We start from the raw sequence: 22,962 nt of genomic DNA on the forward strand, positions 1-22,962 counted from the left end.
CGCCTTCCTCTGAGAAGTTCGCGAAGCCCACTTCTCAGAGGAAGGCGCCCGCCCGGAGGCGGCCCCAGCGCGAGGCCGTCCCGGATGCTATTCGTTGTCGCCGGCAGTTAGCTGCGTTGCGGAGAGCGCGCCGTCGGCTGCGGTTGCGGCAGCGGCGTCGGGCCAGACCCAGTCGGTAAAGGCCGGGTGATCGAAGCCCTCGTCGCACGCGAACTCAAAGGCCTCGGTGCGGAAGGCCTCCCACTCATCAATCTGCTCGGCAAACTTAACGGCGTCGACCATGCGCAGCACGTCGGCGGCCAGGGCCCAACGATCCATGTTGTTCAGGCGCAGCATGTCGAACGGCGTGGTCGTGGAGCCCTTCTCCTCGTAGCCGTGGACGCGGAACGCGTCGTGTCCGGGGCGGTTCCAGATCAGGCGGCGAATCGTGCCGGCATAGGCGTGGAACGCGAAGAGCACGGGCTTCTCGCCGCAGCCAAACAGCTCAGCCCAGCGCTCGTCGCTTATAGCCTGGTCGTTCTCGCAGACGTTCTGAATCTTGAGCAGATCGACCACGTTGACGAACCATACCTTGATGCCCAGCTCGCGCAGCATATCGGTTGCAGCCAGAGCCTCGAGCGTCGGCACGTCGCCACAGGTGGCGACCACGACGTCGGCCTCGCCGAGCGAGTCGGCGGTCGATGCCCACTCCCAATTTGCGACGCCCTCGGCGAGCTCGGCCTTTGCCTCGTCGACCGTCTGGAAGGTCGGGGCGGGCTGCTTGCCGCAGAAGATCGCGTTGACGCAGTCGGTGGACTGGTAGACGCGCTCGGCCACGGCGAGAGCCATGTTAGCGTCGGCCGGATAGTAAGCGTTCACGATATGCGTGTCGTTGGCCTTGTTGAGCAGCAGGTCGATAAAGCCGGGATCCTGGTGCGAGAAGCCGTTGTGGTCCTGACGCCAAACATGGCTCGACAGCAAAATGTTGAGGCCGCTGATGGGGGCACGCCACGGAATCTCGCGCTTGGTAGCCTCGAGCCACTTGCAGTGCTGGTTGACCATGGAGTCGACCACATGGACAAAGCTCTCGTAGGAGCTCCACACGCCGGAGCGGCCGGTGAGCACATAGGCCTCGAGGAAGCCCTCGCACTGGTGCTCGGACAGCTGCTCGACAACCTTGCCGGAGCCAGCGAGCAGCTCGTCGTTGGCCTCGTCCTCGTAGAAGCCGGCATCCCACTGCTTCTTGGTCACCTTATAAGCGGCCTGCAGGCGGTTGGACGCGGTCTCGTCGGGACCGAAGATGCGGAAGTCGTCCATGTTCTTGGCCAGAACGTCGGCAGTGTACTCACCAAAGACGCGGGCAGCCTCGGTGGAGCCCCAACCATGGCCCTTCTCGGCGACGGGAATCTCGTGGGCGTGGATATCGGGCAGCTCGAGCTCGCGACGCACCTTGCCGCCGTTCGCGTTGGGGTTGGCGCCAATACGCAGCTCGCCGGTCGGCATAAAGGCCGTTACCTCGGGGCGCACCTGGCCCTCGGGCGTAAAGAGCTCCTCGGGCTTGTAGGAGCGCAGCCACTCGCGCAGCACGCGGAAGTGCTCGTGAGTGTCCTTGGCGCTTGCCAGCGGCACCTGATGGGCGCGCCAGGAGTCCTCGGTCTTCTTGCCGTCGATCTGCTTGGGGCAGGTCCAGCCCTTGGGCGTACGGAACACAATCATGGGGTAGGCCGGGCGGACCACGGTCTCGCCCGCGGCAGCCTGGGCCTGCGCGGTGGCCTTGATGTCACAAATCTCGTCAAAGACCTGCTCAAACAGGGCGGCAAAGCGCTCATGGATGCTTGCGTGGCTCTCGTCGTCAAAGCCGGCGATAAAGAAGTGCGGCTTATAGCCCATACCCTCAAAGAACTTGGTGAGCTCTTCGTCGGACACGCGGGCGAGGATGGTGGGGTTGGCGATCTTGTAGCCGTTGAGGTGCAGGATCGGCAGGACGATACCGTCGGTTGCCGGGTTCACGAGCTTGTTGGACTGCCAAGAAGTCGCGAGCGGGCCGGTCTCGGACTCGCCGTCGCCCACCACGGCCACGGCTAGCAGGCTCGGGTTGTCCATGACGGCACCGTAAGCGTGGCTGAGCGTGTAGCCGAGCTCGCCGCCCTCGTGGATGGAGCCGGGCGTCTCGGGCGCAAAGTGGCTCGGGATGCCGCCGGGATAGGAGAACTGGCGGAAGAACTTCTGCAGACCGGCCTCGTCATTGGTGATGTCGGGGCGGATCTCGCGGTAAGTACCGTCGAGCAGCGACTGGGCGGTGCCGGCGGGGCCACCGTGACCCGGGCCCATCAAGAAAATGGCGTTCTGGTTGTGATCGGCAATAAGGCGGTTGACGTGGCCGAACAGGAAGTTGATGCCAGGCGTGGTGCCCCAGTGACCAACCAGGCGATGCTTGACGTCCGGACGACCGAAGTCGCGCGCCTCGCCAGTCTTATCGTCGACAAAGTCAGCGCGCATCAGCGGGTTGGAGCGAAGGTAGATCTGACCGACGGACAGGTAGTTCGAAGCGCGCCAATACAGATCGACACCCTCGAGCTCGGAAGCCGGCACCTCGTGCCCCAGCTTTTGCCACGGCGTCCCCAGTGTTTTAGCCATTGTTTATGTCCCTTCGCTGCGCGGTCACCCTCCGATACGGCAACCATTCGTTGGGACTAGTATATTTGCTAAAACGTTTTATCATGGTGAAAAAACGTTTTATCATCTCTATCAAACACACCAATTGGCAAAACGCAACATTCACCTGCGGCATTGCCTGTCACAGATGCTCCACATTCGATCTTCTCGAATTGATAAACATGTTTAGTTGTATTTAGTAAGTTCTAGAACGCTGCCCTTCACAATGAGAGCAGGTTCCAGAACCACTTCTTCGGCACGCCTGCCGCCCTTGCCGGCAAGACGTTTGGACATGCAACCAAAGGCATGCTCGGCAAGCACGCCCGGATCCTGCTCGATCGCGGTCAGCGCCGGCTCAAAGAGAACGTCGGCAGCCGAGTTGTCATAGCTCACCACCGAGATATCGCCCGGGATGCTCTTCCCCATCTCGTGCAAGCGCTTGAGCAAACCGAGGGCGATGTTGTCCGAACTTGCGAACACGGCGGTGGCATCGGTTGCGAGCACCGCCTCCGAGGCCTCGTAGGCACTCGGAATGTAGTACTCGCTCTCGAACTCCAAGCGCGCGTCGATGGGCAGGCCAACCTCGCGCAGCGCGCGTTCATAGCCGGCAAGTCGTTTGCGACCCGTATTGGAGCGACGCGCGTTAACCAAGCAGGCAATACGGCGGTGGCCTTGCTCGATCAGATAGCGGGTGGCCATATAGCCGCCCATCTCGTGGTCGAACATCACCTTGTCGCACTCGAGCCCCTCAATGGCACGGTCGACCATTACGGCCGGGATGGGCAGGTGGCTGACTTCTTCGCGCAGGGCGCGGTCGTCGGAGAACTCGTCACCTACCACCAGGAAGACGCCATCAACGCCGCGCGTCACCAGCTGGCGCAGCAGCTCCAGATCGTCATCGGCGCTTCCGCCCGAGCTGGTAATAAAAAGCGCGTAGCCGTCCTCGCGGCAGCGCTTTTCCAAGCTGCCGGCGAGCGAGGCGAAAAAGCGGCTCTCGATGTTGGGGACGATAAGGCCCAGGGTGCGCGACTCGCGCATGACCAGGCTGCGCGCGATCTGGTTGGGAACATAGTGATTGCGCGCCGCAACCTCCTTGATGAGTTTGCGGTTTTCTTCCGAGATGCGACAGGGCCGATTATTGAGAACAAGCGAGACCGACGAAGGGGAAAGCCCCACCTCTTGGGCAATCTGCTTGAGGGTGACTTTGTTGGCCATCTCGCTCCTTCCGGGTTTACGCGCAATCTCTTGAAAGTATAGCGACTGCCCCTCTACCTCGATGATAAACACTTTATCAATCCGGTGGACGGCAGTTTTATCGCCGCCAGCGCACCAAATACATCTGGGTGGGGTATATTGCAATCGATTGATGAGAACGACCACCAAAAGGCGGATATTCGTATGCACGAGAACGACTTTTTTAACGAGGACCTGCTGTGCGCGCTCGCTGGCGTTGCCGGCGAGGACAACGTGTTGATGAGCGAGCCCATGCGCGAGCACACCACGTTTAAGATCGGTGGCCCGGCCGATGTCTTTGTCACGCCCGATACCGAGCAGGGCCTCGTCGCCACGCTTGACACCTGCTATCGCTGTGATCTGCCGCTCACCATCGTGGGCAACGGCTCGGACCTGCTCGTCGGAGACAAGGGCATCCGCGGCGTCGTCGTGGCGCTGGGCGAGGGCCTCTCCGACATTACGGTCGACGGCACGCACGTCACGGCGGCAGCCGGCGCCCTGCTTTCCGATGTCGCCGCGGCAGCAGCCGAGGCCGGCCTCACCGGCATGGAGCCCATCTCGGGCATCCCCGGATCGGTCGGCGGCGCCTGCTACATGAACGCCGGTGCCTATGGTGCCTGCATGGCCGATGTGCTGGAGTCTGTGCGTGTCTACAAGCCCGCCCGCATGTTCGACGACGGCACCCGCGGCAGCGGCAACATCATCGAGTTCGATGTCGATGAGCTCAACCTGGGCTATCGCAAGAGCCGCATTGCCGACGACGGCTTCATCGTTCTTTCGGCCACCTTCAATCTCGCCCCGGGCAACGCCGCGATGATCAAGGCCGACATGGACGACTACCGCCAGCGCCGCGAGGACAAGCAGCCGCTCGACATGCCGAGCGCCGGCTCCACCTTCAAGCGCCCCGAGGGCTACTTTGCCGGCAAGCTCATCATGGACGCCGGCCTGCGCGGCCATGCCGTCGGCGGTGCGCAGGTAAGCGAGAAGCACTGCGGCTTCATCGTCAACGCCGACCACGCCACCGCAGCCGATGTCGACGAACTCATCCGCCACATCCAAACAACCGTCAAAGACCAATTCGGAGTAGACCTAGAACCCGAAGTCCACCGAGTAGGCGAATTCCTCTAACAAAGAAGGCCCCGAAAGGGGCCTTCGCCATATTTATTCAGATAAACCAGTCCGGTATGTGACGTATTGGACCCGAGAGGTCCATAGCTGCCCGAAAGACATTAGGTTGATCGCAAGTTCCGCACGAGCCGGAGAGCACTTAATGTGCTCTCCGTGCGAGCAGGACTGTCCAAGCAGGCAACCTAATGCCTTTCGGGCAGCCACGGACCAACTTACTTCAAACCGCCGTTACGACAGCGCAATACCGCCAAGCCAGCCCCAACGCACGCCAGAGCCAGTGCCATAGAAGCTAATAAACGAATCAAGCGACTTAGACGTAATGGCGCCCTCGTTGCTCATTACGATGCCGCCGCCAACATAGATACCCACATGACCGTAGATAAGGCCCGGAGCACCCGTGCCGCTATGCGAGGAGTCGGCTACGATCATGCCCACCTGCAGCGCCGAGCGGTCGGAGCTATAGCACCAGGCGTTGAACATGTCGCAGGCGTTGCCGCCAAAGTAGCCAACGCCGGCGTTACGGAAGACATTGGTAACCCACGCCGCGCACCAGTTCTGACCCGGCGAAGGCGTGGAGTAGCACGCGTTGACGACGGCCTGCTGCTTGCCCGAGCCGGCATTCTGCTGCGGAGTTCCGGGCGCATACGATCCACCGCCCGAGCTCGAACCACCCGAGTAGGAATTGTTCTTGTTCGCGGCAGCCGCGGCAGCGGCAGCCTTCCTAGCAGCCTCCTCGGCCTGGGCGGCAGCGAGGATCTCGGAATCGCGCTGAGCCATGAGCTCCTTGACGTCGTCGGAAAGACCGTTCAGCACAGTCTGGACTTCTTGCTGCTTGGCCTGCATATCCTGCATCTGAGCAGTCTGCTGGTCCTTGAGCTTCTCTAAGTCAGCTTTCTGCGACTCAAGCTCGGTCTTTTGCGCATCGAGCTCTTCCTGGATGGTCTGAATGTCCTCGATGGCATCGCGGTCGCTCTTGTTGATCTTCTCAACGTAATGCGCGTTGGCGACGAGTTCCTCAAACGAGCCAGAGGCCAGCAGCAGCGAGAGGATGTTCGTGCCGCCGGACTTGTAGCTGGCGGCCACGCGATCGGAAAGGTCGTTGCGCTTCTTCTTGAGCTCGGCCTTCTTTTCATCGATCTGGGCCTGCGTGTCGTCAATCTTGCCCTGGACATTCTCGATGTCGTTGAGGGTCTGAGCATTCTTGTTGGCCAGCGCCGCATACTCATTTGCGATGCTGTCGAGCTGGGCCTGAACCTCGTCGAGCTGGGCCTGGGCGGCATTCAGTTTATCGGTTGTTTCTTTGGAAGCCTCCGCCGCATGGGCGCGAGCGGGCAGGCCAAAAAGAACTGCCGCAGAAGCGGCACCGAACAGGGCCTTGAGGGCCGTGCGGCGCGAGAGCTCCTGGGAAAGGATGGAATCGCTGTTTGGTGACATATGTACTCCGTTACATGTTTATTTATATGTCGCTCAACTCATACATATTAGCGTACATACGGCGCGTCCCAACGATTTCCACGAACGGCAGGAAACTACAAGGTCGGCGGCTCGTAAGCAATTGCCAAATTTGAGGTAACAATTGAGCAAGCTCTTATATGAGTACGTTAACATAATCCTCTGCTTTTCCTACAGTGCACCATTTGGGCGTCCCCGCCTGCGCTATACTGCCCTCAAGAAGTGTTCCTGATTCGATAGGAGACTACATGTCCCAAGCACTCGACCCCAAAGACACCTGCGTCCTCGTTACCGGCGGTGCCGGCTTCATCGGTTCCCACACCGTCGTTCAGCTGCTCGAGGGCGGCTACCAGGTCGTCGTCGTCGATGACCTCTCCAACTCCAGCGCCGTCGCCATCGACCGCGTCAAGACCATCGTGGGCGACGAGACCGCCAAGAACCTCACCTTCTACGAGGCCAACGTGCTCGACCGTGATGCGATGAACAAGATCTTCGATACCCATCAGATTGACCGCGTCATCCACTTTGCCGGCTTTAAGGCCGTCGGCGAGTCGGTGAGCAAGCCCGTCGAGTACTACCATAACAACATCGAGAACACCCTGGTGCTCATCGACGTCATGCGTAACCATGGCTGCAAGTCCATCATCTTCTCGAGCTCCTCGACCGTCTACGGCGACCCGGACAACCCGCCCGTCACCGAGGAAGACCCCAAGAAGCCCGCAACCAACCCCTATGGCTGGACCAAGTGGATGATCGAGCAGATCCTTATGGACGTCCACACCGCCGACCCCGAGTGGGACGTCGTGCTGCTCCGTTACTTCAACCCCATCGGCGCTCATCCGTCGGGCCTGATCGGCGAGGACCCCAAGGGCATCCCCAACAACCTGGTGCCCTACGTCGCCCAGGTCGCCGTCGGTAAGCTCGAGGCCGTTCAGGTCTTTGGCAACGACTACCCCACCCCCGACGGCACCGGCGTGCGCGACTACATCCACGTGTGCGACCTGGCATCTGGTCACGTTGCCGCCCTTAACTGGATGAACGGCAAGACCGGCGTCGAGATCTTTAACCTGGGCACCGGCACCGGCACCTCGGTACTCGAGGTCGTCGCCGCCTTCTCCAAGGCCTGCGGCAAGGAGCTGCCCTACGTGATTCGCGAGCGCCGTGCCGGCGATATCGCCGCCAACTGGTGCGATGCCTCCAAGGCCGAACGCATGATGGGCTGGAAGGCCCAGTACGACATCGCGGACATGTGCCGCGACAGCTGGAATTGGCAGAGCCATAACCCCAACGGCTTCGCCGACGCCGAGTAGCCACTCCCCCGTGCTAGGTTTTGTGGCATGCCTCAAAACCTAGCACGCGACATGCTCGGCACATGCCGCTTCCCGCATGGGTAGATTTCTAGACATGTCCCAAAAATCTACTGGCCCCGGCCTCCAATGTGAGGTCGGGGCTTTTTAGGAACTCGTTCTCGAGCTCGAGCTCGCGCATGCACTTGCGGGCGGCCCTCATCTCGGCGGTCTCGGTCTTGGCCGCGGCCGCCGCGACCGGGTGGTTGGCCAGTTCCTTCTTTCTGACCGTCACCCATCTTCCCAGGATCTTCTCATTGATGCCGAGGTCGGCGGCCACTTGGGCGATGGGCTTCCCCGACGCGACGGCGAAGTCTGCGGCCTCGGTGCGGTGCCCCGCTGTGCAGGAGAGCCTATCTGCCATGACTGAACACTCCTTTCTTTTTGGCGCTGAAACGATTATCGCCGCTCAACGCCATTCCTCTAAGTCAAGTGTCCTGGGATACAATACAGTTCAAATGGACGAGGAGGATCCGGCGCTCCTCTTGATGAGCCCGGAGAGGCCCCTGGTCGTCACCCTTCCCCGCGCGAACGCAAAGCGGACGGCGGCGAGCCATGTCCTCCCCGCGCGTTCCATTTAGGGAGTCCTCGAGAAGTCGATCTCCCTGTGCGATAATCGAGCTATTGAGTCTCGCGAGTTTAGAGCTGGTGATATGCATTGAAAATCAAGGTGAAAAACATCGGCAGGGTCGCTGAGGCCGATATCGAGATTAATGGCATTGCCGTGATCGCCGGGGAGAACGGGACGGGGAAAAGCACGGTTGGAAAAGCGCTTTATGCGGCCTTCAACAGCATGTCCGATTCGGAGAACAAAATCGACCGCATGAGGCGCAATAGTGTTGAACGCGCCATCAGGAAGGCATATGTGGGAGGCCCTCTCGACTCCACGTCTCGCCACAGGCGAACTGCTGGAAGAATGAATGGTTTCATCGACAGGGTTTTTTCGGGCGAGTGCACGAGGGACGAGCTTATTGATGAGATAAAGGAGTATTACGGGGAGGAGATCTCCCGTGAGATCGAATCCGATTTCACGAATGGCGTAGCAGGAGTTGCCGATCAGATTATCGAGATCATGGATATCTCCGATGATGAGGTATTTCGTGCGATTGCGACAAACAGGTTCCAAAGCGAGTTCAACGGCCAGATCAATTCGGTTTTCGGCGAAGAGCCCGGGAAGGTCGAACTCCAGATAAAGGACGCATCTACGGTTTTCTCGGTTGCAGGTGACGAGGTGGCGGAGGTGCACGATAGGAGGGTTTTGCGATTCAGGGCGCATTATCTGGACGACCCGTTCCTGATCGATTCTCTCGGAGGGCCCTACGGCCCCGCTTTTCGGTTCAGGCCCCTCCTTGGACACCAGGAGGAGCTGCGGCAAGATTTGATTCAGGCGACCATCCGTAACGATGACAGCGAGTCCTCGCTGTTCGACGAGATCGCGAAGGAGCGGCACCTGAAGGTTCTCATGGACAAGGTCTCCTCCTTATGTCCGGGGTATTTCGAGAGGAGCGAAAGTCGCGGTCACCTTACGTATCTCGAAGAGGGCTTCGCTCGGGGGTTGGAGCCTGGGAACCTTTCTGCTGGCTTGAAGACGTTCGCCATCATGAAGGTGCTCTTGAAGTCCGGCGCGCTAGATGCCGGAGGGACCATTATCCTCGATGAACCCGAGATTCATCTTCATCCTGCATGGCAGCTGGCCTTCGCCGAGATAATCGTGCTGCTCCAGAAAGAGCTCGGGATGCACGTCTTAATGAGCACCCATAGTCCATATTTCTTGAATGCGATCGAAGTGTATTCTAAGAAGCACGCTGTTGATGGATTGTGCTCATATTATCTTGCGGAGACCTGCGCTGATGGACGCTCTCGCTTTGCCGAAATAACCGGCTCGACTGAGGTCGCCTACGAGAAGCTGGCGGCTCCTTTTGATACGCTTGAGAGGGAGGAGTACGGCCTTGAGTAGCGACCTGTGCGCCTCCTGCCCTCATCCGAACTCTCCCGTGGTGCCAGATGGCAGCGATGGTTGCTCCCGTTGCAGGACCTGTATCCTAAGGGACTGCACGTCGACCATCTCCAAAACATCCAGAGACGGGAGCGTCTCTCTTGTGGATGACGATTTGCCTGTTGTCAATTTTGACTCTGTTAAAGAATGCTACTGCAAGAAGGTCAATAGGTGGATGCAACTCCCGCGCTCCGCCGATGCGCTGTATTGCGATCGGGAAACGTTATATCTAGTCGAATTTAAAAACGGCAGTCTGAAGGAGACGCTGGGGAAGAGGCTCAATCCCAAGGATGACGAGGAGCTTGGTATCAATCTTGGCCAAAGGGACGCCCTCATCGAGAAGTGCAAGGACAGCGTTTTGATCTGCTCGGACCTGTGGGGAAAGAGGACGAGATGGTTTCGCGAGCACTGCGTCTTTGTTTTGGTATACAACGAGGACAAGAACAAGACCGCGTTGAAGCGGGTTGCCAGCTCGATTAGGAAAAAAGCGCGTTTTGGGCTTCCTGACAAATTGAAAGGTTTTTGCGTGAAGGATGTCTTGACGCTAACCGAAAAGGAGTTTTCGACATCGCTCCTTTCAACTTGGCGAGACGCAGAAGAAATCGCGGAGGTCGACGCGTAGGAGACCGAAAAGCATCCGGTGGCTATTTGCTCCCGATATCGATCGTTCGTCTGCAGTCGGTTTTCTTTCCGCTGCGCCCGCCAGTTTGCGATGAGTCGCGCACCGTGTGAAGCTCAACACGGATGAAATACAAATATAATCCCCCCTTGCACTGTGTTGATAAATATTGCTCGTCGAACTCATCTGAACTGGGCTTTCTTGCATAGAACTGCCTGAACCTGAGCGTTTTCGGGTATCGCATTGCCCGATCGAGCACCATCGCGACCTTCTCAAGCTTGTCCTCGGGCGGACTCATAGCCACAGCCCCGCATGTCGCCCCGGTTGGAGCCGGGATGAGCCCTCAGGAAGCACTGCATGAAGTAGCGCATCCGGTTCACGGGCCCCAGCGGGTTCTGGCCGTCGGGAACGCCCTTGAGCAGCTTCGCGTTGTAGTGCTGGCTCTTCAGTGACAGATTGTTGACGGGAGCCGTGTGGCGCCCGGCTCCATGTCGTGGATGAGCGTGGAGCCGGGCGCCACACGGCTCCCGAACGTCGCCAAGGTCTTCGCCCTGCTTGTCTTGCCAAGGCCCTCCCGGATGAAGATTGAATTGCCTGGCTCATCGCAGCCGAGCGCGACACGGCCTCTACCCGAGACCATCATCTCTACACATAGCCCATCATTCGACAAGAACGCGCAGTTTGTCCTGCATAGGCGCATGGTGTCCCCCTCCGCCGCAAGAGGTGAGCAAAAGAGAGGCTCCCCTCGCCACTACCGGACAAAGGGACCTCTCTGGGGAAACACGCTATAAAACCTTCTTGCCGGGCGGTCGAGTACAGCACCGACGGCGTACCCGTGGAGACCTACCCAGAGCCCACGCCATTTCAAGTTTCTTGGTCTTCAACGCCACAATCCGATAATCATCCAGCCGTCGAAATGACCTCGTCACAGGCGGCAAGCATCTCCTCGTCATGAGTGACAACGATTACAATATGGTCTCTCTTAATTTCATGAAGCAATTTGATCAGCGCGCCTCGACTCTTCGCATCAAGTGCTGAGGTCGGTTCATCAAAAAGCATAACGTCCGGCGATTTCAACAGCTGTCTCACAATTGCAATCTTTTGCTTCTCGCCGCCGGACACCCCTCCTTTCCCGCCGTCAAGCATCGCCGTTGCCCCGTTCTCCACAGAAGCAACCATTTCGTCTAGCCCCAATATGACAAGCATCCGATTCAGCTTATCCATCTCGTAATCATCAGAAAGCAGCGTAAGATTATCGAGAATCGTCCCCTCAACGATAGGGGGTTCTTGCTCCGTAATGCTGACTCGACACCGCCGCAATGCATATCGATCGATGCAACGCTGTGACACCCCGTTGTAGCAAACGGCCCCTTCTGTGTCATCTGGATATAGCCCCAATATCACTGACAGCAGCGAGCTCTTCCCCGAACCATTCGGCCCCGAGATTCCATATAGCCGACCCCTGGAAAACGCGAGCCCCTCAATGCTTAACGCGACCCTTTCCGCCCCTGGATAACGTAGCTTGATGTTCTCTAGACGGATTTCCTCAATCGGACCAAGCGCCAATTTGCCATTCGCTTCCACCGGGACATCCCAAATTCTTTTCAGCCGCTCATAGCATACGCGATTAGTCTGGTAATCCCTTCCCCAGCCCAACAAATACTGTACCGCTGAGCTTAAGTTCGAATAATATCCAACAGCAGTCACGAGAAAACCAGGCAACAGTCTCCCGCCCATCACTTCAACCGCGCCCACAGCAAGAAGACATCCTTGAGCGGCGGAAGCGACCAACGCGTTGCCAAAGGTAAATCTAGACCCTACTTCCTGATTTGCTCTCATCGTTGGATAGAGCCCATTAAAAGCTTCGACCAGTACAGCGCGGGACCTATCGAACAAAGCATGTTTGCGGATGAAATCAACTTTCTCCAACTGATCTTGTAGACAGGAAAAAAACCTCGCGCTCTGCTCTTGTACGTCAAAACTTCTCTCAAACAGCCTTGCGCGTGAAACCGCATAAAAAGCGGCACTCGCTGCCGCAAGAACAAGGCAGACCACACTCAACTTGATATTCAGGCTACCGAGAACAAACAGGGCGGACAAAAGGGTGATAACGTTGCTTGAAACCCCCACAACCGAGTTGATTACGAAGATGACAAGGTCATTAGCGTCGTGATTGATTTGCTGGTTATAATACGACGCGTTGAAGCCCTCGAAGAATGCCTGGGGAAGGTGCTTCACGTGCTCAAGCGTATCCGCATTTAAGCCGAACCCCGCATGCGACTGAAGGTTGATGTACAGCATCTCTGAGCAATACACTAGTCCCGCTCGAACCGCTTGGACCGCAACCAAAATAAGGCAACAAACGAGAACGGCGGCAAGATCGGCGCTGGCCGGCATCGCCAATCGGTTTACCACTATGCCGGTAAGAAAGGGACCCGCAAGCGCAAGCAGCCCGACCAAAACTGTTACGACAAGATAGGCGTAGAATCGACCGCCCAGTATATATTTTCTACAGAGATTAAGCATCAGCCTCATTTTGCCCCGCACCCCGTTTTGCCGTATTCATCATCTGGGAGAGCAGCATTTTTTGCTCGGCATCATACCGGAAGGAAACGCAACGTTTCCCCTCACCGTTTAAGGCGTGGTTGGGGCACCCTCCCATGCACATGGGAAAAGCAAAGCACTCTTGGCATTCCGGGTCATCCGGCTCATATGCCATCCAGTTAATCATGTTCTTGCTCAACATTGGCGGCTCGAAAATAGTTCCGACCCTCCGCTCCTTCATTCCAATGTCATCCCAGCACTTATACAAATCTCCGACGGGATCAACCACGTACGAGTTGATTCCAACGGCGCAACATATCCCGAAATTCGTCCCACCAAAAGGTTGAACTTTGAAGCCCCGCGCAATTGCCCTTTTATAAAACTCAGTCTCCTCATACGAGAACTCTTTTACAGTAAAGCAGTGGCTGTCGTTCGCACATACCTGATTGATATCGTCAACAGGGGCTAAATAGAAGTGAACCTTATTCATCAGGCCATTTAGCTCGAGATAATCCAATAGCTCTTGAGCGGCCTCGATGTTGGTCTTGTCGACGTTGCTCCTTATCGAAATATCGATGATGTCGGCACACTCTTTGACGTTCTTGAGAATACGTTCGTATGTAGGGCTTCCGTCGTGAAGAATCCTTCTCGAATCGTGATCCGACTTCGATCCATCTATAGTCACTTGCGCGCTCGTCACACCACATGCCGCGAGCCTCCTTGCAACATCAGGCGTCAGCAGATAGCCATTTGTCACTATCGATGCGGAATATTCACACGTTGGTCCCACGACATCTTTCAGATCCGACGTAATCCGTTCGATCATCTTCATTCCGAGCAGAGGCTCGCCGCCGTACCATCCAACTGAGAGACTTGCGATACCAGGATAGTAATCTTTCACGAACTTGGAGAGCTGTGTCAAAACCTCCTCGCCCATCGTCGTGTACGCCTGTCCCTTTTCATAGCAGTAGGGACAGCAAAAGTTGCAAGCCATCGTTGGCGCAATGGTAAGGGACAGAGCAGTATTCGCAAAGCGCGCGGCGCGACTTTGCAACCTGATCTCCCCAAGCTCGTCCCTCTCCTCATTGACTAGGATGCCTCCCCTTATCAGCTCCGCGACAAGATCATCGGCATCCCGAACGTCCCCTTCTTGAATCCTTTTGAATTTCTGCGCGTATTCCGGATTTAACGACAGGATGCCGCCGGTTCGCGCATTCATGATAAGAAGACTTCCGTTATGTTCATGCACCACATTAAATTGCGACAGTTTCACTTCGCACCATCTCCATTTCCAATCAAATCCATATCGACCCTCAGACGCTGCGCATACGCCAGCGCACTACCTTCTTCGATAAAAACTGCACGAAAGCAGCAATAGGCATGCGAGCGACACGATGACCGCATGGCCGCATGCAGCCATCAGGACCGTCCCGCCGGCAGCCCCGCACGCCCTCATCCAATAAGCCATGTGAACCGGGGGTAAAACGGTTGGGAAACTCATCGCGATAACAAGGCCCGCGAACGTTGCGACCAGCAAGGCTCCCGACACAAGAGATCTGATCCTGAACACCTCATATGCAACCGCAACCATCAGCGTATAAGCGGCGTCTATAACGATATTCGACAGGAGTGCCGAGGTCACATTACCAACCGTAAGGCTGTCTAGACCGCTTCCGGAGCACACGGCAAAGACCGCAGCGACACCGAGAGTAAACACGATGTAGGGGCACAGCGTATACACTTCGCAAGCCAATGTCTTTGCCGCAAACAGCTGCCAGCTGCGGAAGCCCCGAGCAATCGAAACTCCCCTTGCCGACACGCTCGTCGCATCACCGAATAGCGTCCCCGCCACAACAACAGAGACGATTGGGAAGAACACCGTATGCGCCATGGAGACGACACTTAGCCAGGAAGAGATACCCGTTGGCCCAACCCCTATCGAGAAAAGATAGCCCGGATCGGCGGAAAAGCCAAAGAACTGGCCCTCTCCCCCTGCGGAGACCCATGCGCCGGACCCGGCAAACACATAAATCCCCGCGATGCCCAAATACATCAGCGCTATTATCACGGCGAGTTTCATTCTCCTTGCGCGGAACAGTTCCGCCCTGACCGACATCCCAAGATTCATCGAACCGCCGTCCTTACAAATAGCGAGACGAGCGCAACTCCAACCGACACAAGCACAGTGCCGCCCGCATACAGCAAAACCTGAATTACACCAACATTCTGCATACTCAGGGAACACAGGTTCATCAGGTAATACACGGGCGAGAGCATGAGCAGCAAGCTGGGCTGACCGCTTCCGTATGTACTTGGGAACCACACCATCACAAATGTCGAAACCGCTATTGCAACGACGCTGCTCGCCACCACACTCCTCGTGAGCAAATACAGGGCGAAGGTAGCGGCGTACATCGAAATGAGCAGCAGCGCGATCATCAGCGCAATCGATACAAATTGGGCAAACCCTGAGCACGAGGCCCCAACGTCCCATTGGGCCATCTTGGTTAAATACAGCGCAGTCGTAGAAAGAAGATACACGGCACCGACCAGAGTGCAGTTCACCAACAGCTTCGTGATCACAATCGCCGCCTGCGACACCCCTCGCGATCTCGATACGGCGTAAGCCACGGATTCAAAGTCTCTCGACGTAGCGTAAACCGCGTAGAGAATCGTCACCGGAATCCAGACCACTGTAGACGCAAAAGACGTCCGGGCAACAGAGCCCAAAACGTCCCCTGCATCCACTAGGTTTCCAATAAAACCTATAGCCCCTCCAAGCGTATACGGGTCATCACCGGCGACCATGATCAGCACCTCAGACGAAGTCGCAGCCGCAACCACATACAGCACAGCCGCAAGCGCAATCATCAGAGCGGTCGCCGGGTGCCTGGCGAGCAACCATACCTCGCTCCGAAAAGCTGAGATGAACTCGCGTTTCATCACAGCTCGCTCTCTCGACCGATGAGCTCCGAATAAAACTCCTCAAGGCTCTTCCTATGAGAATACGCCTCCGCAACCCTCACACCTGCGGTCGAGAGCGCTTCGATTGCAATGCCCCGCCCTTCCTTTTTCTCCTCATAGCGCATAAGGACGCTGCCGTCCGGCAGAAAAGAATGTGAGGTCTCATCTCCGAGAACCGATCTCGTTCGCTCCAGATCGTCCACATGCAACACGAAACCACCGCGGCATGACTTTTCCAGCTGAGGTGCGGTCATCCTTCGAATGAGGCGACCATGACTTATGAAGAGGTAATCAGTTGCCAGCTTGTGCATCTCCTCAAGATTGTGGCTGGATACGAGAATCGTTTTACCTTGATCTTTGTTAAGATGCGTAAGGATTTTTCTTACTTCGACTATCCCCATCGGATCCAGGCCGTTTGTCGGCTCGTCCAGGATCAACAGCTCCGGATCGCCCAGCAACGCTATGGCCAGATCGAGACGCCTCCTCATTCCCATTGAGAAGTTCTTCACTTTCTTCCCGCCGGCCTCCCCCAAACCGACGGTTGATAACACACCGTCGATGGAACGATCGGTGGGAAGCCCCCACTCAATACAGCGAACGACCAAGTTGTCTCGCGCGGTCAGATTAGGATACGAAGCATTGAGGTCGGGCATATAACCCAGCCTTTCCCTGCAGCTCCGTATTTCACGTCTCCCGGTTTGCCCAAACATCGAGATCGTTCCTGACGATGGCTCCGAAAGCCCCGTGATCAATCGAATTAACGTGCTCTTGCCGGCACCATTCTCCCCAATGAGTGCACACAGCTCGCCTTCCATTAAAGAGAACGAGACTGATTTAACCGCTTCAAACCCGCCATATCTCTTGGATATGGCACGCAATTCAACTGGGACTTCCCGCATGGACGACATCCTCCCCGTCAATAAAAAGGGACGACATGGCAATTGTGCGGGGTTATAGGTAACGTCGGTTCGCCCCCCATATTGCAATGCCACATCGCCCCTCAGGCGCTGCTGGCCAAAATATCTTTGAACAGTCTGTGCACGCCGTACGGCGTGCACTATCCGCTAAAAGCGGATAGTGCACTCCTGTGAAGAACACTTGGTGCTGCAGCTGCCGTGCGCGTAAAAGAAGCAATTGTTGCACATGGGCTCAGCCCCGGCTGACGGCTCGGTAATCCATTCCATTTCATTCCCCTCCTTTCGCGGTAGAAAGCCAGTTCATCTCTGCCCCCTAGAAACGGAACGTGCAGGACTGATTGGGGCACCTCTTCGTGCATCCCCCGTGCGCGTAGAAGAAGCAGTTGCCGCACGCGGGTGCAACGCCTTCCTCCGGCTCGTTAATCCAATCCATCTCTCCCTCCTTTCCTTGCATACCGAATTGATAATGTTATTCTAATTCAATATGTATCATATTTCAATATAAGCTTATTTATATATTACACAAGGTAAGCACCCCCCCCTGCATCCAGCACAGGAAATGACTCTCTCGTTCCCCAGTGACGCGGCGAGAAATACAGGCCACTGCAGGACGTTGAATGAACAGCCCGTGAAAACCGTTGTTTTCACGGGCTGCACCTGCTCAATACTTTTTTATTCTCCAGCCTCAGTCGTCTCTAAGATCGACCACGTAAACATGATCTGACTCCAGGACCGGGTCATCACCCGTCGCGGTCGCCCTGCTCAGCGCGTTGCGGGCGCGCCGCGTCGCCAGTTCCTCAAGTTCTCTTTCGTTGACGCGCTTAATAAGATCGCCAGGCTGGCAATCAAGCTCTACGCAAATATCCAGCAATGTCTTTAACCTAATTGCCTTCACCTTGCCATTTCGTATTTTTGAGATACTTGCCGGTGTGTGCCCGGTCGCCCGAATGATATCCGTACTCGTCTTTCCGCGTCGAAGCAATAAGCTTTCAAGCTCAATAATCAGATAGTCCATGCCGCCCCTCACACCAAATCCTCGGTCTGGTCTTGAAGCAGAGCTCCGTAGCGCCATATCGCAGAAATCGAGAAGCAGCAAACGGCCCCCAGCACAGCACCAATATCTATGGGCAGGGCCAGGTTTTCAAACATCGAATAGGCGTTCCCCAGCAAGTCGAAGGGGCCAATCACTATCGAAAGAAACCCCGGAGAAAACAAGAGGTCACCTATTGCTGCTGCAACAAACAGCCACCCGATAATCGAGATTCTTCGAGCATGCGAAAGGGTAAAGGGCGATTCGCCATGAGCCATGTCCATGCTGATTCCCCGCAGGGTCCATGTGGCCCCTCCGGAAATCAGAAGATACATCAAAGGAACCACTACGGAAACCGTCTTTGATGGATCATATAGGTTTCCTTGAGCAGCCATAAGCCCAATGGAAATAACCACCACCACCGAACAGCAACACACCGCTATAAACAGCGCCGTAAACAGAATCCCAAGCCTTCTTCCGAGAGTCATCATCTTCTGGATGGACTTATCGATCTTCTGGGCGCTATTCACCACAGCTCCTCCTAAAGCAATCAGAGGTCTTCTTACTTACTGTTTTTCCTACATTGTAACGAACTCGATAAGAAGAGGGTCGCTTCACGCCGCGCAATCCCGAACTCCAAGCGTTTCTCATCAGCATTGCCCATCTTTCGAGTCGAAATTCAAATCCAGTTTCTTATCGCATGCCAAAATCAAATCCTGATCGTGGCTTACAACAAGAATTAGCTGATTAAAGGGGTTTCGAGAGACATACTCCGTGAACTCCCGACGGCTTTCTTCGTCTAAATCATTCGTCGGCTCGTCAAACACAAGCACTTCCGGTTGCCTGCAAAGTGCTGAGATTATCCTTAGCTTCCGATACTCTCCACCAGAAAGGTCCCTACAATTCTTACCTTTTAACGATTCGACGGTTCGGCAGAAACTCGGCACAAGCTCGCAGAGATGCTCGCCCGTTCCCCGAATCGATGCCCTCTCAAGATAGTGTTCCACCGTTTCATTCGGAATAAAGAGCTTTTGCGGGCACACCGCAAACAGGTCATGTCGGATCGTCTCCATATCGAGCTCTTCATATGGCACCGACCCCAAAGTCCGATGCCCCCCAGCAGAATATAGTCCAAGAAGCACCTTCAGAAACGTGCTTTTGCCGCATCTGTTCGGCCCGGTAATGGTATAGGTTTCCCCCTCTCGACCTCCACGGAGAGATCGCGGTACAAGTAGGGCTTTCCCGCATATCGGTACGCGATGTTGGACAACGATATGCTCTCCACGTGCCCAACCGAGATGGTGCCGCGGTCCTCGGCGCCTTCCGACAGAGCCTCCAATCGGTCGAACGAGGCCCTCGCGTCCTGATATGATTTGAAATAATTCAAATAATATTTGAAGCATCCGAACGCCATCGAGTAATACGAGTTCACCATTGTGAACTCGCCAATGCTCATTCTTCCGCTTAATATTTCCATTCCGGAGATCACAAGCAACGCTCCCCGGAACACAGATGAGATCAGGCCGTCGCTCGAGGTGGCCAGATTCGAGACCCTACTTGCTTTCATGTAAATCGGGTAGTACCCCTCGAATACCCCCTTGAGCGTACGGGCACTCTGGTCATATGCCCCATCGCACTTAATGTCAAACAACTGCGACAGCTCGCCGCTCACGGATGCGAACAGCTTGCTCAACCCCTCTTTGTTCGCAAGCGAACTGTTGTACAGCGGCTTTTTCAACACCCTAAATAAAATGAAGTATGCCCCAAGCGAACATGTACTTAACGCCAGAAACACCGGGTTAATTGAAAACAGAATGATGAAAATAAACACAATCAGAATGATGTTAAGCCCGATTGTCAGGAAGTTGTTCACGACAAACGATGACACCGCATTCGAATCCGCATACACCCTCTGCGTTGTATAGGATGAATCCGCCTGCTCCCCCTTTTCCAAGGGCCCTCGTTCAAACGACTCACACGTGGCCCCCATCAGTCTCGTAGTCATCTCCAAAATGACGCGCGATACGTTCACGCCCATCGCATACGACATGAAGGATGCCGATATCCCTATGCTGGCAACAAAGGCTGCAAACCATACGACGCGAGATGGATCCCTATTCGTCACGAGAAAATCTACAAACCCACCGTTTAAGGCGGGCATGACGCACGAGAGAGCATAATTCACCGACATGAGAATCACGAAAAGCCGCGACCCTTTACAGCGAAATAACTCGTTAACCGTCTTCTTAAACATGCCAGCCCCCATCAAGCGACCTTTTATCCAAAACTGAATTAGTTCGCCGCTTAATCGCTCCCATACACTCCTTATTGTTAATCCTCGCAAAACACTATCGCGGGTTGCGATGCCCAGGATTCCGTTTCGCCTTGATATACATACGAATAGACTCCCTATTTACATAGGCAAGTGCGGCGATTATTACGGCAGCCACCATCAGACCGAAAATCGCCCTTTTGTCCGGAAAAAGGGACGAAAAAAGGAGACATATTGCGGAGAAAACTATAACCGCCCCCACCGCTCGGTTTGTGCCTAGAGACTCGGCCGTCCGCTTTTCCTCCTCTAAACGCCCTCCCGATAGCGATGACATTCCAGCAAGCAATCCCGTGAGCTTGCCTCGATACATCATTATTCCGAACACCAGCAGCAGGCATGACCCCACCATTGGAACTATAACGTCCGACATCGCCATCACTCAAGTCCACTCCTTCAATAACAGCCTAATCGTCAAACAACAAAACGTCTTACAATTGCAGCCCTACGCTGCTTGCCAGCGTGCTCGACCGTCTTGCAGAATACTACGAATCTTCCGCTCCCAAAGCCTACCGCACGCTCAGAATAGATGCGCCTAATTCCACCCCAATTGCCGAGCAACTTGACCGTTCCAGCCAGCACCTTGGCTTCTTCTTAGTCGGCACCCTGCCCGACGAACTCGACTCGGGCGACGTCAAGCTATTTGTTCGTCCGCTCGATAAGGAGCAATAATGAGCATGACAGCAATAATCGGAGCGCCTCACAGCGTTGCGCTCGACATTACAAACAAATGCAACCTTCGTTGTCTACACTGCTTCAACAACAGTGGAGAAAACGACGTCCTCGCAAACGAATTATCCGATAGCGAAGTCCTCGAACTCGTCGACTCGATTTGTCAAATGCACCCCTTTAGCTTCTGCTTCTGCGGAGGCGAGACCCTTCTGCGCAAGAATCTTGTCGTCGAATCTTTGCGGCGGCTCAGCACATCTGGCGTCAAATGCAACCTCGTGTCAAACGGACTGCTCGCAAGCTCAATTACTTGGCATGAGCTCGAACATACCGGTTTAAACGGCATACAGTTTAGCCTCGATGGCCTACGTGATTCTCATGAACATATGCGGGGGTTCCCGGGGCTATACGACCGGGTACTAGACGCCATCGATATCACGCTGAACGAAACTTCGCTGCACCTTTCGATTGCCTTTTGTCCAACATCATTTAATGTCGACGATTTCAAACCAGTTTGCACGATGCTCCGGGACAAGCTGAAATCGTCGAGCAGGACCGACCGAATTGACCTTCGAGTTCAGCCACTTATGCTCCTCGGCAGAGCCCGAAAAAACCGCACAATTCGCCCTTCAAATAATCAATACCGTCGGTTGGTCAACACGATCAACGACCTTCGATACGATCCAGGCTATCGAGGCTACTTCATGTTTGAGTGGGGCGACCCCATCGACCACTTGGTCAGATTCCCCCAGCTGCAGATGCAATTTGACCAAGTGGCCATCCACGCCAATGGCGATATCGTCGTATCCCCCTATATACCTCTCATCATTGGAAACGTTCGCAAACACAGTCTTCAGGAATACTACGATGCCGGAATGGCAACCGTTTGGGATAAACCCGTTATTACCGCGTTGGCCAATCGCATGCACTCGATTGACGAGATGGAAGAGATCTCATCGTTGATTGCAGACATCAATATGGACGGCGACCTCTATATCGACCTAATCGATGACGATCTAGGCGACCTGAGCGTCCTGTCCCAACTCTAAGGAGATGTTCCCATGTACGAGACCCCAGAAGTAGAGAAGATGGATTCCAAAACCGGCCCCATTCCCGTTGTAGTCAACTTCGCAGCCGTCGTGGATAACGTAGTTGCAGCCGTCTACGATGCCGTCGTTGCGGCCTACGCATTCTGGTACTCGGCAGATAACGACGGCACCGGGGCAAGTACGGCACAAAACTAGTCGCCAACCCATCGAGCAATCACCTCGCCTATCGCTGCATGCGATTGACTGCGCAGCCCTAGCCAACGCCCAGAGCGCCTTGAAGAGCTGCTTGTAAAATTCGCTCATTCAACAACGCGATCTCTTCACCAATCTCGGCCGGCCCGACAGAACTGCACACCAGTCGGACCGGCCAGACCCATAAAACGCTGCGTCCCGTCCACACCACACCTCACGAAACTCGCACTGCCACCACATGGGCGATTCGCGCCTCGATGTTGCGGCGCGATACTATCACGAATAGTCCCCGTCCAACAAGGCTATCCCTTCCACAGGCGTTTCAACTGTCAGTGGTAGCATTAAACTGAACGGTGAAAAATACACTAACACTAACAGCGGAGATGACGACGTCGATGCCCTTCATGCAGCTGAGCACGTCCATCGTCGGCTTCCATCGGGGCTGTTCCGACTGGGACTCCACCTTGGATTCCAGGTCCTTCTTCTCGTCTACCGCCCGCTTGACGCGCTCCTTATAGCAGTCGAGGGTCTGCTGGGCCGTGGGGTCGGCCATCTCCGCGGCTTCGATCCAGGCCCAGTGCGCCCTGGTCCACGTCCCGAGCCTCCTTCTCTGGTCGTCTCCGCCGGGGTGGCACTGCCCATTCCTGGGCAGGTACTTGGAGAGGCGCTGCTTGACGGTAACACGGTAACCTCTCCCGGGCATCGGCGGGGGCCTGGGAGAGGTCCCTGGCGCCCTCGCACTCGCAGTCGGGGACGTGGACCTCGACGATTTCGTGCAGTGCGAGCTGCTTGGCCGAAAACTCGGCGTCGCGCTTGTCGGTCTTGCGTCGCTTGTCGGCCGCGGGCCTCTGCATCTTGGA

At 55.9% G+C, this 22,962-nt stretch carries 23 protein-coding genes; 7 read left to right on the forward strand and 16 right to left on the reverse strand.

Features of this window, described 5'->3' with window-relative positions; translation table 11 throughout:
- Positions 1–87: 87 nt before the first annotated feature.
- Positions 88–2,616 (reverse strand): phosphoketolase, encoded by a 2,529-nt coding sequence (locus DXB98_RS08065; protein ID WP_117743773.1) that lies wholly within the window; start codon positions 2,614–2,616, stop codon positions 88–90.
- Between the two features lie 204 nt (positions 2,617–2,820).
- A complete protein-coding gene (locus DXB98_RS08070; protein WP_055252182.1) occupies positions 2,821–3,849 on the reverse strand; it encodes a LacI family DNA-binding transcriptional regulator in 1,029 nt (342 codons plus the stop codon).
- Positions 3,850–4,032: 183 nt separating this feature from the next.
- On the opposite strand from DXB98_RS08070, the gene murB reads away from it, so the two are divergent.
- Complete coding sequence (gene murB / locus DXB98_RS08075; protein ID WP_055252181.1) at positions 4,033–4,995, forward strand: UDP-N-acetylmuramate dehydrogenase; 963 nt, start codon at positions 4,033–4,035, stop codon at positions 4,993–4,995.
- A 228-nt stretch (positions 4,996–5,223) separates the two neighbouring features.
- Here murB and DXB98_RS08080 read toward each other — a convergent pair whose 3' ends face one another.
- The gene (locus tag DXB98_RS08080) at positions 5,224–6,429 is read right to left on the reverse strand and encodes a hypothetical protein (RefSeq protein WP_006235871.1); all 1,206 of its coding nucleotides are present in this window, start codon (positions 6,427–6,429) and stop codon (positions 5,224–5,226) included.
- Positions 6,430–6,695: 266 nt separating this feature from the next.
- On the opposite strand from DXB98_RS08080, the gene galE reads away from it, so the two are divergent.
- Positions 6,696–7,757 (forward strand): UDP-glucose 4-epimerase GalE, encoded by a 1,062-nt coding sequence (gene galE, locus DXB98_RS08085; RefSeq protein ID WP_117743774.1) that lies wholly within the window; start codon positions 6,696–6,698, stop codon positions 7,755–7,757.
- 88 nt (positions 7,758–7,845) lie between these two features.
- Here galE and DXB98_RS08090 read toward each other — a convergent pair whose 3' ends face one another.
- Positions 7,846–8,157 (reverse strand): hypothetical protein, encoded by a 312-nt coding sequence (locus DXB98_RS08090; protein ID WP_117564855.1) that lies wholly within the window; start codon positions 8,155–8,157, stop codon positions 7,846–7,848.
- Between the two features lie 294 nt (positions 8,158–8,451).
- On the opposite strand from DXB98_RS08090, the gene DXB98_RS08100 reads away from it, so the two are divergent.
- A complete protein-coding gene (locus tag DXB98_RS08100; RefSeq protein WP_035137751.1) occupies positions 8,452–9,750 on the forward strand; it encodes an ATP-binding protein in 1,299 nt (432 codons plus the stop codon).
- A gap of 142 nt (positions 9,751–9,892) precedes the next feature.
- Positions 9,893–10,411, forward strand: a complete 519-nt coding sequence (locus tag DXB98_RS08105) for a hypothetical protein (RefSeq protein WP_124786586.1) — start codon at positions 9,893–9,895, stop codon at positions 10,409–10,411.
- Positions 10,412–10,433: 22 nt separating this feature from the next.
- Here the strand turns inward: DXB98_RS08105 and DXB98_RS10465 are convergent, their stop codons facing one another.
- The 11 genes from DXB98_RS10465 to DXB98_RS10600 all read right to left on the reverse strand — a co-directional run bounded on the left by DXB98_RS10465 (position 10,434) and on the right by DXB98_RS10600 (position 20,571).
- The gene (locus DXB98_RS10465; protein WP_117584251.1) at positions 10,434–10,706 is read right to left on the reverse strand and encodes a hypothetical protein; all 273 of its coding nucleotides are present in this window, start codon (positions 10,704–10,706) and stop codon (positions 10,434–10,436) included.
- Between the two features lie 602 nt (positions 10,707–11,308).
- Positions 11,309–12,943, reverse strand: a complete 1,635-nt coding sequence (locus tag DXB98_RS08120) for an ABC transporter ATP-binding protein (protein WP_117743775.1) — start codon at positions 12,941–12,943, stop codon at positions 11,309–11,311.
- Positions 12,927–14,225: a radical SAM protein gene (locus DXB98_RS08125; protein ID WP_117638255.1), complete on the reverse strand. Its 1,299-nt coding sequence runs from the start codon at positions 14,223–14,225 to the stop codon at positions 12,927–12,929. Before DXB98_RS08125 ends, DXB98_RS08120 begins: the two co-directional genes overlap by 17 nt.
- 66 nt (positions 14,226–14,291) lie before the next feature.
- Positions 14,292–15,080, reverse strand: a complete 789-nt coding sequence (locus tag DXB98_RS08130; protein ID WP_035137757.1) for a hypothetical protein — start codon at positions 15,078–15,080, stop codon at positions 14,292–14,294.
- Complete coding sequence (locus DXB98_RS08135) at positions 15,077–15,895, reverse strand: hypothetical protein (protein ID WP_117564851.1); 819 nt, start codon at positions 15,893–15,895, stop codon at positions 15,077–15,079. Before DXB98_RS08135 ends, DXB98_RS08130 begins: the two co-directional genes overlap by 4 nt.
- Positions 15,895–16,815 (reverse strand): ABC transporter ATP-binding protein, encoded by a 921-nt coding sequence (locus DXB98_RS08140; protein WP_035137759.1) that lies wholly within the window; start codon positions 16,813–16,815, stop codon positions 15,895–15,897. Before DXB98_RS08140 ends, DXB98_RS08135 begins: the two co-directional genes overlap by 1 nt.
- A 703-nt stretch (positions 16,816–17,518) precedes the next feature.
- Positions 17,519–17,848: a helix-turn-helix transcriptional regulator gene (locus DXB98_RS08145; protein WP_052044110.1), complete on the reverse strand. Its 330-nt coding sequence runs from the start codon at positions 17,846–17,848 to the stop codon at positions 17,519–17,521.
- An 8-nt stretch (positions 17,849–17,856) separates the two neighbouring features.
- A complete protein-coding gene (locus DXB98_RS08150) occupies positions 17,857–18,393 on the reverse strand; it encodes a hypothetical protein (RefSeq protein ID WP_035137761.1) in 537 nt (178 codons plus the stop codon).
- A 120-nt stretch (positions 18,394–18,513) separates the two neighbouring features.
- On the reverse strand, positions 18,514–19,005 hold the full coding sequence (locus DXB98_RS10310; RefSeq protein WP_233505134.1) for an ATP-binding cassette domain-containing protein: 492 nt from the start codon (positions 19,003–19,005) through the stop codon (positions 18,514–18,516).
- A 2-nt stretch (positions 19,006–19,007) separates the two neighbouring features.
- A complete protein-coding gene (locus tag DXB98_RS08160) occupies positions 19,008–20,117 on the reverse strand; it encodes an ABC transporter ATP-binding protein (protein WP_158553182.1) in 1,110 nt (369 codons plus the stop codon).
- Positions 20,118–20,211: 94 nt separating this feature from the next.
- Positions 20,212–20,571 carry a DUF3784 domain-containing protein gene (locus DXB98_RS10600; protein ID WP_117564846.1) on the reverse strand — a complete coding sequence of 120 codons (360 nt, stop codon included), beginning with the start codon at positions 20,569–20,571 and terminating at the stop codon, positions 20,212–20,214.
- An 83-nt stretch (positions 20,572–20,654) separates the two neighbouring features.
- Here DXB98_RS10600 and DXB98_RS10105 point away from each other — a divergent pair, with 83 nt between their 5' ends.
- From DXB98_RS10105 to DXB98_RS08175, 3 genes are read left to right on the forward strand one after another with little or no spacing between them, the layout of a single operon-like run.
- Positions 20,655–20,864 (forward strand): hypothetical protein, encoded by a 210-nt coding sequence (locus DXB98_RS10105; protein ID WP_147324162.1) that lies wholly within the window; start codon positions 20,655–20,657, stop codon positions 20,862–20,864.
- Complete coding sequence (locus DXB98_RS08170; protein ID WP_117743778.1) at positions 20,864–21,910, forward strand: radical SAM/SPASM domain-containing protein; 1,047 nt, start codon at positions 20,864–20,866, stop codon at positions 21,908–21,910. Before DXB98_RS10105 ends, DXB98_RS08170 begins: the two co-directional genes overlap by 1 nt.
- Positions 21,911–21,922: 12 nt before the next feature.
- A complete protein-coding gene (locus tag DXB98_RS08175; protein ID WP_117564844.1) occupies positions 21,923–22,105 on the forward strand; it encodes a hypothetical protein in 183 nt (60 codons plus the stop codon).
- A 319-nt stretch (positions 22,106–22,424) separates the two neighbouring features.
- On the opposite strand, the gene DXB98_RS08180 is transcribed toward DXB98_RS08175, so the two are convergent.
- Positions 22,425–22,655 carry a hypothetical protein gene (locus DXB98_RS08180; protein WP_117564843.1) on the reverse strand — a complete coding sequence of 77 codons (231 nt, stop codon included), beginning with the start codon at positions 22,653–22,655 and terminating at the stop codon, positions 22,425–22,427.
- Positions 22,656–22,962: the final 307 nt, after the last annotated feature.

This window comes from Collinsella sp. OM07-12, assembly GCF_003438275.1.
In the GTDB taxonomy this organism is placed as follows: Bacteria; Actinomycetota; Coriobacteriia; order Coriobacteriales; family Coriobacteriaceae; genus Collinsella.

Coding starts and splice junctions, on each gene's coding strand:
- DXB98_RS08170 (WP_117743778.1), top strand. CDS start 20,864: ATGAGCATGACAGCAATAATCGGAGCGCCTCACAGCGTTGCGCTCGAC.
- DXB98_RS10600 (WP_117564846.1), bottom strand. CDS start 20,571: ATGGCGATGTCGGACGTTATAGTTCCAATGGTGGGGTCATGCCTGCTG.
- DXB98_RS08145 (WP_052044110.1), bottom strand. CDS start 17,848: ATGGACTATCTGATTATTGAGCTTGAAAGCTTATTGCTTCGACGCGGA.
- DXB98_RS08135 (WP_117564851.1), bottom strand. CDS start 15,895: ATGAAACGCGAGTTCATCTCAGCTTTTCGGAGCGAGGTATGGTTGCTC.
- DXB98_RS08130 (WP_035137757.1), bottom strand. CDS start 15,080: ATGAATCTTGGGATGTCGGTCAGGGCGGAACTGTTCCGCGCAAGGAGA.
- murB (WP_055252181.1), top strand. CDS start 4,033: ATGCACGAGAACGACTTTTTTAACGAGGACCTGCTGTGCGCGCTCGCT.
- DXB98_RS08090 (WP_117564855.1), bottom strand. CDS start 8,157: ATGGCAGATAGGCTCTCCTGCACAGCGGGGCACCGCACCGAGGCCGCA.
- DXB98_RS08180 (WP_117564843.1), bottom strand. CDS start 22,655: ATGGCCGACCCCACGGCCCAGCAGACCCTCGACTGCTATAAGGAGCGC.
- galE (WP_117743774.1), top strand. CDS start 6,696: ATGTCCCAAGCACTCGACCCCAAAGACACCTGCGTCCTCGTTACCGGC.
- DXB98_RS08065 (WP_117743773.1), bottom strand. CDS start 2,616: ATGGCTAAAACACTGGGGACGCCGTGGCAAAAGCTGGGGCACGAGGTG.
- DXB98_RS08175 (WP_117564844.1), top strand. CDS start 21,923: ATGTACGAGACCCCAGAAGTAGAGAAGATGGATTCCAAAACCGGCCCC.
- DXB98_RS08080 (WP_006235871.1), bottom strand. CDS start 6,429: ATGTCACCAAACAGCGATTCCATCCTTTCCCAGGAGCTCTCGCGCCGC.
- DXB98_RS08070 (WP_055252182.1), bottom strand. CDS start 3,849: ATGGCCAACAAAGTCACCCTCAAGCAGATTGCCCAAGAGGTGGGGCTT.
- DXB98_RS08160 (WP_158553182.1), bottom strand. CDS start 20,117: ATGTTTAAGAAGACGGTTAACGAGTTATTTCGCTGTAAAGGGTCGCGG.
- DXB98_RS08120 (WP_117743775.1), bottom strand. CDS start 12,943: ATGAGGCTGATGCTTAATCTCTGTAGAAAATATATACTGGGCGGTCGA.
- DXB98_RS10465 (WP_117584251.1), bottom strand. CDS start 10,706: ATGAGTCCGCCCGAGGACAAGCTTGAGAAGGTCGCGATGGTGCTCGAT.
- DXB98_RS08140 (WP_035137759.1), bottom strand. CDS start 16,815: ATGCGGGAAGTCCCAGTTGAATTGCGTGCCATATCCAAGAGATATGGC.